This window comes from Streptomyces sp. NPDC040410, from assembly GCF_055595715.1.
In genome coordinates this window covers 794999-806401 of sequence record NZ_JBVIVK010000001.1, presented here as the reverse complement: position 1 = coordinate 806401, position 11403 = coordinate 794999, and the positions used below count along the sequence as shown (strand labels likewise).

8 protein-coding genes and 1 pseudogene are annotated in these 11403 nt (G+C 70.3%); 6 read left to right on the top strand and 3 right to left on the bottom strand.

What is annotated here, in order from left to right; all coding sequences use genetic code 11:
* Positions 1–54: 54 nt before the first annotated feature.
* The gene (glgX, locus tag ACZ562_RS03635; protein ID WP_471173771.1) at positions 55–2172 is read right to left on the bottom strand and encodes a glycogen debranching protein GlgX; all 2118 of its coding nucleotides are present in this window, start codon (positions 2170–2172) and stop codon (positions 55–57) included.
* Between the two features lie 196 nt (positions 2173–2368).
* On the opposite strand from glgX, the gene ACZ562_RS03630 reads away from it, so the two are divergent.
* The 4 genes from ACZ562_RS03630 to ACZ562_RS03615 all read left to right on the top strand — a co-directional run bounded on the left by ACZ562_RS03630 (position 2369) and on the right by ACZ562_RS03615 (position 6765).
* Entirely contained in the window at positions 2369–3181 is an 813-nt protein-coding gene (locus tag ACZ562_RS03630) for a Tat pathway signal sequence domain protein (RefSeq protein WP_471173768.1), read from the top strand.
* 55 nt (positions 3182–3236) lie between these two features.
* Entirely contained in the window at positions 3237–4583 is a 1347-nt protein-coding gene (locus ACZ562_RS03625) for a copper amine oxidase (RefSeq protein WP_471173766.1), read from the top strand.
* 105 nt (positions 4584–4688) lie between these two features.
* Positions 4689–5927 carry an SAV2148 family HEPN domain-containing protein gene (locus ACZ562_RS03620; protein ID WP_471173996.1) on the top strand — a complete coding sequence of 413 codons (1239 nt, stop codon included), beginning with the start codon at positions 4689–4691 and terminating at the stop codon, positions 5925–5927.
* A 115-nt stretch (positions 5928–6042) separates the two neighbouring features.
* The gene (locus ACZ562_RS03615; protein ID WP_471173763.1) at positions 6043–6765 is read left to right on the top strand and encodes an exonuclease domain-containing protein; all 723 of its coding nucleotides are present in this window, start codon (positions 6043–6045) and stop codon (positions 6763–6765) included.
* A 52-nt stretch (positions 6766–6817) separates the two neighbouring features.
* Here the strand turns inward: ACZ562_RS03615 and ACZ562_RS03610 are convergent, their stop codons facing one another.
* Entirely contained in the window at positions 6818–7681 is an 864-nt protein-coding gene (locus ACZ562_RS03610) for a phosphotransferase enzyme family protein (protein ID WP_471173760.1), read from the bottom strand.
* 157 nt (positions 7682–7838) lie between these two features.
* On the opposite strand from ACZ562_RS03610, the pseudogene ACZ562_RS03605 reads away from it, so the two are divergent.
* Positions 7839–8053: pseudogene (locus ACZ562_RS03605) on the top strand (sugar ABC transporter substrate-binding protein); the annotation flags it as partial.
* A gap of 72 nt (positions 8054–8125) precedes the next feature.
* On the opposite strand, the gene ACZ562_RS03600 reads toward ACZ562_RS03605, so the two are convergent.
* Positions 8126–10387: an MMPL family transporter gene (locus ACZ562_RS03600; protein WP_471173758.1), complete on the bottom strand. Its 2262-nt coding sequence runs from the start codon at positions 10385–10387 to the stop codon at positions 8126–8128.
* A 409-nt stretch (positions 10388–10796) separates the two neighbouring features.
* Here ACZ562_RS03600 and ACZ562_RS03595 point away from each other — a divergent pair, with 409 nt between their 5' ends.
* A complete protein-coding gene (locus ACZ562_RS03595) occupies positions 10797–11345 on the top strand; it encodes a DUF1697 domain-containing protein (protein WP_471173756.1) in 549 nt (182 codons plus the stop codon).
* The last annotated feature ends 58 nt before the right edge of the window (positions 11346–11403 follow it).

Below are 11403 nucleotides of genomic sequence, written 5' to 3'. Positions count from 1 at the left end.
GCCCCGCCGCCTTTCGTGTCATCGGCCCCTGCACATGCCCCCGCGTGCGCGGAGCTATACGGGCCGCTGCAACACCGTCATGCTCCGGTCCACCAGGGTCAGCCGGTCACCGGCCTGCACCTTCGCGCTCGTGTCCGGCGGCACACCGTCCGTCCGGCTGGTGTCGACCACCACCTGCCACTGGCGGCCGTGGTTGACCGGCACCACGAAGTCCAGCGTCTTCGGCGACGCGTTGAACATCAGCAGGAAGGAGTCGTCGCTCATGCGCTCCCCGCGCGGTCCGGGCTCCGAGATCGCGTTGCCGTTGAGGAACACCGACAGTGCGGAGGCCTGCGCCGAGTCCCAGTCCCGCCGGGTCATCTCCTTGCCCTCCGGAGTGAACCAGGCGATGTCCGACAGCTCGTCGTGCGTGCCCTCCACGGGCCGTCCGTGGAAGAAGCGCCGGCGGCGGAAGACCGGATGGTTCCGGCGCAGCTGCACGATCGCGCGGGTGAAGGCGAGCAGCTCGCTGCCGTTCTCCTCGGCGCCGGGCCATTTCACCCAGGCCAGCTCGCTGTCCTGGCAGTAGGCGTTGTTGTTGCCGCGCTGGGTGCGCGCGACCTCGTCGCCGTGGCTGATCATCGGCACGCCCTGGGACAGCATCAGAGTGGCGATGAAGTTGCGCATCTGCCGCGCCCGCAGCTCCAGCACGGCCGGGTCGTCGGTCTCGCCCTCCACACCGCAGTTCCAGGACCGGTTGTGGCTCTCGCCGTCCCGGTTGTCCTCGCCGTTGGCCTGGTTGTGCTTCTGGTTGTACGACACCAGGTCGTGCAGGGTGAAGCCGTCGTGGCAGGTCACGAAGTTGATCGAGGCCAGGGGGCGCCTGCCGTCGTCCTGGTACAGGTCGGAGGAGCCCGTCAGCCGGGACGCGAACTCCGCGAGCGCGCGTGGCTCGCCCCGCCACAGGTCCCGTACGGTGTCGCGGTACTTGCCGTTCCACTCGGTCCACAGCGGCGGGAAGTTGCCCACCTGGTAGCCGCCCTCGCCCACGTCCCACGGCTCGGCGATCAGCTTCACCTGGGAGACCACCGGGTCCTGCTGCACCAGGTCGAAGAACGACGACAGCCGGTCCACCTCGTGGAACTGCCTGGCCAGGGTGGCCGCGAGGTCGAAGCGGAAGCCGTCGACGTGCATCTCGGTGACCCAGTACCGCAGCGAGTCCATGATCAGCTGCAGGACGTGCGGGGACCGCATGAGCAGGGAGTTTCCCGTCCCCGTGGTGTCCATGTAGTAGCGGGGATCGTCCGTCAGCCGGTAGTACTGCGGGTTGTCGATGCCCCGGAAGGACAGCGTGGGGCCCAGGTGGTTGCCCTCGGCGGTGTGGTTGTAGACCACGTCGAGGATGACCTCGATCCCGGCCTCGTGCAGCGCCCGCACCGCCGACTTGAACTCCAGGACCTGCTGGCCGCGGTCGCCCCAGGAGGCGTACGCGTTGTGCGGGGCGAAGAAGCCGATCGTGTTGTAGCCCCAGTAGTTGTTCAGGCCCATGTCCACCAGACGGTGGTCGTTCACGAACTGGTGTACGGGCATCAGCTCCAGTGCCGTGACACCCAGCCTGGTCAGGTGTTCGATGATCGCCGGGTGGGCGAGCGCCGCATAGGTGCCGCGCAGTTCCTCCGGCAGTTCGGGGTGGCGCATCGTGAGGCCCTTCACATGGGCCTCGTAGATCACCGTGTGGTGGTACTCGGTGCGCGGCCTGCGGTCGTCGCCCCAGTCGAAGTAGGGGTTGACCACGACCGAGGTCATCATGTGCGGCGCCGAGTCCAGGTCGTTGCGCTTGTCGGGTGCGTCGAAGTGGTAGCCGTACACCTCCTCGCCCCAGCGGATCGAGCCGCTGACCGCCTTCGCGTACGGGTCGAGCAGCAGCTTCGCCGAGTTGCAGCGCAGCCCGCGCCCGGGGGCGTACGGGCCGTGCACCCTGAATCCGTACCGCTGCCCCGGCATGACGCCGGGCACGTACGCGTGCCGTACGAACGCGTCGCTCTCCCGCAGCTCCACCGCCGTCTCCGAGCCGTCGTCGTGCAGCAGACACAGCTCTACTCGGTCCGCGGCCTCGCTGAAGACCGCGAAGTTCGTGCCGGCGCCGTCGTACGTGGCACCGAGTGGATATGCCTCTCCAGGCCAGACCTGCATGGATACGACTCTTTCAGCTGAAGCGCGCCGCCGGGGTGCCTTGGTCCCGAGTCTCCCCGAAAGTGATGGAACCACCTATGACTCACGTCCCTCTTACCGGGCGACCAGTGCATACGGCGGTCACGGAATACGTCGTATGCCGAACAAATGGGGCAGACGCGTACTCCCGGGGAGTTTGGGGGAGTAGGGGGAAGATGTGCGCAAGATAGTGCACCGCCATCTGGGCAAGGTGGTGGCCGGTTCGGCCATCGCGGTGGCCGGGACCGCCGTGATGGTCGGAATCACCCTGCCGGGGACGGCCGGGGCCGACGAGGCGGGAGGCGGCAAGGCGGGCGCCCAGTCCGCACAGCAGGCAGGTCAGGGGCAGGACGCCGTCCGGCCGGGCGTGGTCGAGCGGGCCCCGGCCGAGGGCGAGAAGGGCAAGGGCCGCGATCCGCTGACCGGCGACGAGATCAAGCGGGTCGAACAGCTCGCTGTGAACCGTCAGCTGTTCAACTCCACCGAGAACGTCGAGGGCGACCGGGGCCCGCAGCGCCTCACCGTCGACCTCGCGGAGCCGGACGACGACGAGGTCGACGACCCGAACGCGCCCAGGCGCGCTGAGGTCTCCTTCTACGACTACCGGAACGACACGCTCGTCACCAAGACCGTCGACCTCGCCACCGGGAAGGTCGTGCAGACCGGCACCGAGCACGGCGTCCAGCCGCCGATGAGCCGTGCCGAGAACGCCGAGGCCGCCGCGCTCCTGATCGCCGACCCGCTGGGCGCGGGCCTGAAGGCGGACTACAAGGACGCCACCGGCAAGGAGCTCACCTCCCCGGACCAGCTGCTGCTCAACGGCGCGGTCTACCGGGCCGCTCCGGGCGCCCAGCCCGCCGTGCTCGGCAAGTGCGGCGAACACCGCTGTGTACGGCTGTTCCCGAAGGTCAAGAACGGACCGTGGATCGACGCCAGGTCCATCGTGATCGACCTGAGCGCCCGCAAGGTCGCCGAGCTCGGCCGCGGCTGAGCCGCCCTCCATCCAGTTTTCCTACTTGCGCCTTCTGCAAGGGAGTCATTTCTTCATGCGCGTAAAGTCCTCAAGCAGCGGCCGCCGGCCGCGGGGAATCAGCCGTGCCCGCCGGGGGGCGGCCGTGGGTCTCTCCCTGGCCGCGCTGGCCGCCGGCGCGACGACGGGGGCGGGACCGGCCGCCGCCCAGCCGAAGACCGCCGGCGCGGCCGCCGCCGACTGCAGCGCCGCCTACCGGATCGAGCAGACGCTCTCCAGCGGCACGACCTGGCGGATGTGCTGGCGCTACGACAGCAAGGCCGGGCTCGTCCTGGAGGACATCTCCTACCAGCCCAAGGGCGAGGCCGCGCCGATCAAGGTCCTCAACAGTGCCCGGCTCGGCCAGATCCACGTCCCCTACGACGACGGAAGCGTCGAGTACGACGACCTGACGGGCTTCGGCTTCGCGCAGGGCCTGGTGAACCTGGCGTCGGGCGAGTGCCCCGGCGGCACCATCAAGAGCGTCAAGGTCCCGGACGCCTGGGACCCGGCGCACCCGGACGTCAACGGCCTGTGCACCACGACCCGCTCCCGCGGCCACGCCTACCGCATGCAGGGCAACAGCGCGAACAAGGTCTACCAGGCCCAGGGCAAGGACCTCCTCGTCTACACGGTCAACCAGGTCGGCTGGTACGAGTACATGACCGAGTGGCGCTTCCAGGACGACGGCACGATCAACATGAACGTCGGCGCCACCGGCAGCCTCTCGTGGGGGGACTACGACGCCGGTGACGGCCGTGGATGGCCCATCGGCAAGGGCGCCAGGGCCTCCGCCACCAGCCACAGCCACAACGCCTTCTGGCGGCTCGACTTCGCCCTCGACGGCTCCTCCAAGAACAAGATCGAGCAGTACGACTCGAAGGTCGCGGCGCCCGCCGGGGGCCAGGCGGCCCCGAGCGCCAAGACCACCCGGACCAAGGTCACCGAGGAACTGGCGGGCGACGCCAAGGCCTACCGCTGGTGGCGCGTGGTCAGCGCGACCGGCAAGAACAAGGACGGGCACGCGCGGTCGTACGAGATCGTCCCAGGGCCCACCACCAAGTACCCGGGGCGCAGCTTCACCAAGCACGACGTGTACTTCACCCAGTACAACAAGTGCGAGAAGTTCGCCAGCAACAACCCGGGCAGCTGCGGTGCCGGAGCGGGCAAGTCCGTCGACAAGTGGGTCAACGGCCAGACCCTCAAGCACCCGGTCGTGTGGATGAACGTCGGCTTCCACCACATCGCCCGGGACGAGGACCAGCAGCCCATGCCGGTCCACTGGCAGGGATTCTCCATCGCCCCGCGTGACGTCACCGCTATGAATCCGCTCACTCCCGACGAGCTCGCGTGGCAGAACGGGCACTGGGAACCGCGTAGTTGAGAAAAACGACCCTGTCCATCCGGCTGCACCGCCGACCGCTCCCGGAGTACCCTTCCTTGATCGTTGAGACGGGGAGAGCTCGGGGGAGCGGAAGGCGGTGCGCGGGTGGGCTCGGGAGGGCTGGAGTTGCCCCCTGGTGACGAGGGTCACGAGGGGAACTCCGCAGACGTCCCGCCCGGCACGGTGTCCCTGGCGCGGCCGATGGACGCGGGCGCCATCGGGCCGGAGCTGGACTGGGACGCCGACGCCTGGCGCGAGGTGCGTACGCGCGCCCAGCGAGCCGGCCGGGCCTACATCTGGCTGAATCTCGTGGAACAGCGGCTGCGCGCCGTGGTGGCCGCCGTTCTGCGGCCCGTCTACGAACCCGTGCACCGCGACGACTGGGTGGTCGCCGCAGCCGGCCCGGCAGGCCAGGAGTGGGTTCAGCGCGCGGTCGCCGTACGCGAAGTCAGCCGCCGCAAGGGCTACTTGCTCGACCCCGCCGACGACAACGTCCTCAGCTTCCTCACGCTGCCGCAGCTGCGGGAGCTGATGGTGCAGCACTGGCCGTGCTTCGAGCCCTACTTCGACGAGCGCCGGGACGTCGAACTCGCCCTGGACGAACTGGAAGTCACCCGCAACGTCGTCTCGCGCAACCGGGCGCTGTCCGAGGCCGTCCTCGGCCAGGCCGAACGGGCCTCGGCCAGGCTGCTGGAGATACTCGGCACGGGCGGTGACGTCCCCTCCGCGCGCCGGCTGCCCGTCGACGCGGTCGAGGACCTCGTGGGCGACCGGTACGCGGACGTGGTCGCCGTGCACCCCGACCGGGTGCGGCTCATGCGCCAGTTCCCTGCCGAGGACATCTTCGGCGGCGCCCGCCGGCTCGACGCCGTCGGCATCGGCCTCAACCTGCTCGTGCAGAACTTCTCCGGCCGGCGCCTGGTGCGCCTGGCGGAGTCCGGGTGCCGGGTACGGCTGCTGTTCCTGAACCCGGCCTCCAGCGCGGTCAAGCGGCGCGAGCGCGAACTCGGCGTCAGGCGCGGGGAGCTGAGCCGGGCCGTCGAGATGAACATCCTGCACATGCGCCGGGTCCGCTCGAAGCTGCGTGACCCCGGCGCGTTCGAGATCCAGGTCTACGACGACACGCCCCGCTTCACGGCGTACCTCGTCGACGGCGACGGCTCGGACGGCATCGCCGTCGTGCAGTCCTATCTGCGGCGGTCGCGGGGCATGGAGGCGCCGGTGCTCGTGCTGCGCGGCGGGGGCAAGCTGGTCAAGCCGGACGAAGTCGACGAGAGTGGTCTCTTCCCGACGTATCGCGAGGAGTTCGAGCTGGCTTGGACGGATTCGCGGCCCGTGTCCTGACCGGTGCCCGGCGCCGCGGAGGACGGCCAAGCGGAACGCGGGCCCCCGATTGTCAGTGGCCCATGGGAAGGTGGAGACCACTGGGGGAAAGCACCACCAAGAAGGGGGGCCGCCGATGGGCTGGCACCGGGAGCTGCTGATCGGCTTCGACCTGGAGACGACCGGGACCGATCCGCGTGAGGCGCGTATCGTCACGGGGGCCGTGATCGAGGTCAGGGACGGGCAGCCCATAGGGCGCCGGGAATGGCTGGCGGATCCGGGAGTGGAGATCCCGGCGGACGCCGTGGCGGTGCACGGCATCAGCAATGAGCGCGCGGCCGCCGAGGGCAGGCCGGCCGACCAGGTGGCGGACGCCATCGCGAACGTCCTTGTGACGTACTGGAAGACGGGCGTGCCGGTCGTCGCCTACAACGCGGCCTTCGACCTGAGCCTGCTCTCCGCGGAACTGAGGCGCTACGGACTGCCGTCCCTGCGCGACCGCCTGGGCGGGCTCGACCCGGCCCCGGTGGTCGACCCGTACACCATCGACCGCTGGGCCGACCGCTACCGCCGCGGCAAGCGCAACCTCGAAGCGGTCTGCACGGAGTACGGCATCGCACTCGACTCCGCCCACGACGCCTCGGCCGACGCCCTGGCCGCGGCCCGGCTGGCCTGCGCGATAGCCGCCCGTCACCCCAAGATCGCGGCCCTCGGCCCGGCGGAGCTGCACCGCCGTCAGATCGAGTGGTACGCCGAGTGGGCGGCGGACTTCCAGAACTTCCTGCGCCGCAAGGGTGAGGCGGACGCGGTGGTCGACGGGACATGGCCACTGCGGGAGCCGGCGGACGAAACAGTGTGAACCACCCGTTCTACGGGGCCGGTTGGGGATGGTCGGGGCTGGTTCCGCCGGTTCAGAAGGCATACCACCGCACTGTCTCGTCCCCGTCCCGCAGGGACGCCACCCGCCGTTCGAACTCGGCCAGCGCCTTGGGGTTGCCCGGGGCGTGCTGGGCCACCCAGGCGCAGCTGGCCGTTTCGCGGGCACCGCGCAGCACCGAAGAGCCCTCCCACTCGCGCACGTCCCAGCCGTAGGCCGACGTGAAGGAGTCGTAGGCCTCGGCGGGGAGCCCGTAGCGGTCGCGGGCGAGGGCCATGACCACCAGGTCGTGCTCGCGCAGATCGGCGGAGAAGGTCTCCAGATCGACCAGGACCGGGCCGTCCGGGCCGACGTGCACATTGCGGGGCAGCGCGTCGCCGTGGATCGGGCCGGGCGACAGGTGCGGGAAGAGCGCGGCCGCGGCCGACGCGAAGCCGTCGCGGCGCTCGCGCAGATACGCGGCGTCCGCCGGGTCGATCGCGTCGCCCGCGAGCCGCAGCCAGCGCTCCACACCGCCCAGCAGCTCGCGGGGCGGCAGGTCGAAGGAGGGGGAGGGCAGTGCGTGGACCACCCGCAGCAGTTCGGCCAAATCCCGAGGTTCGGCGGGCCGTACCGGATCGGGGAGCCGGTGCCACACGGTCACCGGGTGCCCCTCGATGAGCAGGGCTCCGGGATCCGCCGTGCGCACCGCGGGGACGCCCGCCCCGGCGAGCCACACCGCGATGTCCAGCTCTCGGCGCGCCCGGTCCAGGAGTTGGGCGTCGCGGCCCACCTTGACGACCAGGTCACCGGCGGCGAACACCGCGTTCTCGCCCAGGGCGAGCAGCCGCGCGTGCCGCGCCGGGCCGGGCAGTACACCCGCCGCGGCCAGTACGTCCCGCGCCCGTGCCTCGTCCACCGTCCGCCTCCGTGTCTGTCCGGCCCGGCCTGGATCCCGCCCGGTGACGTCGGGTTCCCGCCATCCACCGGCCAGTGTCGCATTGGCGCCGTGGTCGCGAGGCCGCCTGCTCCCGTCGGCGCGAGGCGCACCCGGCGCCGACCGCTTCGTCGCCACCATGGTGCGCCTCGCCCTCGGCGACTGGATGCTGCCCACCGGCACGCAGGCTCTCCGGGACCCTGCCCTGCACACCGCGAACGACGGCCGGGCCACCGGCACCGCCCTCGCCGGCCGGCCGCGCCCGGCGCACGCGCAGTCCGTCCGGGGCTCTATGAACCGCGCGAACGACTGGAGAAGGACGGCGACCTGGTGCTGGCGCGGTATCAGCGCTGAGCAGGCAGGTGCATGAGTGAGGGCCCGTTGGCTCCCCCGGAGACCAACGGACCCTCGGCTTTCAAGGAGGGATCAGACCCTCAGCGGCTCACCCTCGTCGTCCCGCGACGCGGGCGGCGCGACCGCCTCCGGCGACTCGTCGTGCGTCAGGTCCGGCAGCCGGTGCAGCCACTTCGGCAGGTACCAGTTGCGCTCGCCGAGCAGTGCCATCACCGCGGGGAGCAGCACGCCCCGGATGACCGTCGCGTCGATGAGCACCGCGGCCGCCAGGCCCACACCCATCTGCTTCATGGACTGCATGGACAGCGTGCCGAAGATCCCGAACACGGCGACCATGATGACCGCGGCGCTGGTGACGACACCGGCCGTGGTGACCACACCGTGCTGGATGGCGTCGTTGGTCGTACGGCCCCGCATACGCGCCTCGCGGATCCGCGAGACCACGAACACGTGGTAGTCCATCGACAGGCCGAACAGGATCACGAAGAGGAACAGCGGCAGCCAGGTGATGATGGCGCCGACGCCCTCAGCGCCGACCAGGGACGCGCCCCAGCCGTGCTGGAAGACGGCGACGAGGATGCCGTACGCCGAGCCCACCGACAGCAGGTTGAGCACGATCGAGGTGATCGCGACCGTCAGCGAACGGAACGACAGCAGCATCAGCAGGAAGGCGAAGACCACGACGAACGCGAAGACCGGGACGACGGCTCCGGCCAGCTGGTCGTTGAAGTCGTGCGAGCCGGCGACCTGACCGGAGATCGGCGCCTGGACCCCGTCGACCTTGCCGAGCGTGGCCGGCCGTACCTCGTCACGCAGCTTCTCCAGGCTCGCGCCCGCCTTGTCCAGGTCGGAGCCGCCGACCAGCGGGACATACACGAAGGCGATGTTCTGCGCGTCGTGCAGCTTGATCTCGACCGGGCCGCGTGAGGCGCCCGAGCTGATCGCCCGCTCCTTGAAGCCGGCGAGGGCCTCCTTGACCTCGGGGGCGTTGATGTCCTTCGCCTTGACGACCACCTCAGCCGGGTCGGAGCCGCCCGGGAAGGCCTCGTTGACCCGGTTGTACGTCTGCACGATCGGCAGCGAGTCGCCGAACTCCTGGTCCAGCGTGAGGTTCTGGGTCTTCATGCCGATCGCGGGAGCCGCGATCGCCAGTAGCGCGCCGGCCGCGACGAGGACGGAGACCAGCGGCCTGGCGAGGACGAGGCGAAGGACGGCCGTCCAGAAGCGGCTCTCCCCGCCGTTACGGGCGGCGCGGCGCTGCATGGCCTTGTGCAGGAACGGGATGCGGCCCTTCTCGACCCGCTCGCCCAGCACGGAGAGCAGCGCGGGCAGCACGGTCACCGACCCGACCATGGCGACCGCCACGACCATCAGCGAGGCCAGGCCCATCGCCTCGAACTCGGCGAGCCCGGTGAACAGCATGCCGGCCATCGCCACGCACACCGTGACACCGGAGACGATGATCGCGCGGCCGCTGGTGGCGGCGGCGACCTTGAGGGCCGTCTGCGCGTCCCGGCCGGCCTCGCGCTCCTCGCGCTCCCGGCGCAGGTAGAACAGGCAGTAGTCGACGCCGACCGCGAGGCCCACGAGGAGCATCACGGAGTTGGCGGTGTCGCTCATCGGCATCACATGGCTGACGACACCCATCAGACCCATCGTCGCCATGATCGCGGTGACCGCCAGCGCCACCGGCAGCAGCGCCGCCACCAGCGCGCCGAAGGCGATGAGCAGAATGCCGAGGGCCACCGGCACCGCCGAGTACTCGGCCTTCTGGAAGTCGTCCCCGAACGCGTCGTCGAACGTCTTCATCATGCTGGCGCCGCCGATCTCCTCGATCCGCAGCGACTCGTGCTCCTTCTGCACCCCCTCGACGGCTTTCAGCACCGGCTCGACCCGCTCGCCCGCGGTGTCCGCTGCGCCGCGCATGTCGAACTGCACCAGCGCGCTGCGGCCGTCCTTCGAGATCGTCCGCGTGTCGTACGGCGACGTCACGTCCGTGACCTTGCCCGTCTCCTCGACGGCCCGCATGACCGCGGCGACCGCCGCCTTGAACTCGGGGTCCGTTGCCTTGACCCCGGAGTCCTTCGCCTGGACCAGGACGGTCTCACCGGCCGGTTCGTCGATCCCGGCGTCCTCGATGATCGTGGCGGCGGTGCGTGTCTCGCCCTTGAGCTGGTCGCTCTCCTTGACGTCGACCCGGCCCGCCGCCGAACCGAGCCCCATCGCCAGGACGACGAACAGCACCCAGATGCCGACCGCCGCCCAGCGGTGCCGGGCGCTCCAGCCGCCGGCGCGGGCGGCGATGCCCCGCACCCGCGAATCTCCGTTCTGCATGACGGGCTTGCCCCCTTGTGCGCGGTGACAGCCCCCTGCCGCCACCTCCGCTTCGAAGGTATGGGCCGGATAAAGCCATCTCGTCGTGCTGGCCGGTGACGTGCCACGGGCGCGACTCATCCCCTCGGAGGCCGCCGTCTCACCACTGGGGAGGACGGTGGTCCCTTACATCTATCTGGAGACCTCGGGGACGACGATCGGGGTGTCCGGCCCGGACGGGCCACGGTGTCCGGTCCGTCGGCAGAGGTCCCGTTTTGTTGCTTCCAAACCTTGTTGAATAGGTCACAGGTGCGTGTAGCCGTTGATCCGCGCCCTCCCCGTCGGCCAGAGTTTCGCGCAGTCCGCGTCGCACGGACGCGGCCGTCGTGCCCACCCCCACGGGGCACGACGGCCGCTCTAAGGTGTGCGGATGACGACGACGTATGCGGCGCTGCTGCGGGGTGTCAACGTGGGCGGCAGCAAGAAGGTCCCGATGGCCGAGCTGCGCACGCTCATGGAAGGCCTCGGCTACGACGGCGTACGCACCTATCTGCAGAGCGGCCAGGCCGTGTTCGCGAGCGGCCACGGGGACGAGGAGTCCCTCGCCGGAGAGCTCGGGCAGGCGATCGAGAAGCGCTTCGGGTTCGCGGTCGGCGTCATCGTGCGCGACCACGCCTATCTCAAGGCGATCGCCGACGCCTGCCCCTTCCCGGCCGCCGAACTCGAGGCCAAGCAGCTCCACGTCACGTACTTCTCCGCGCCGGTGGACGCCGAACGGTTCGCGGGGATCGACCAGGCCGCCCATCTCCCGGAGGAGTTCCGGCTCGGCGACCGCGCGCTGTACCTGTACGCGCCGGACGGGCTGGGCCGTTCCAAGCTGGCCGAGCAGCTGTCCAAACCCCGGATCAACAGGGGCCTGATCGCCACCACCCGCAACTGGAACACGGTCCTCAGACTCGTGGAGATGACCGCCGGCTGAAGGGCGTCCGGCTGACGTGCAGAGTCGGGGCTCGAGGCACCGGCGCGGGAGCTGGTGG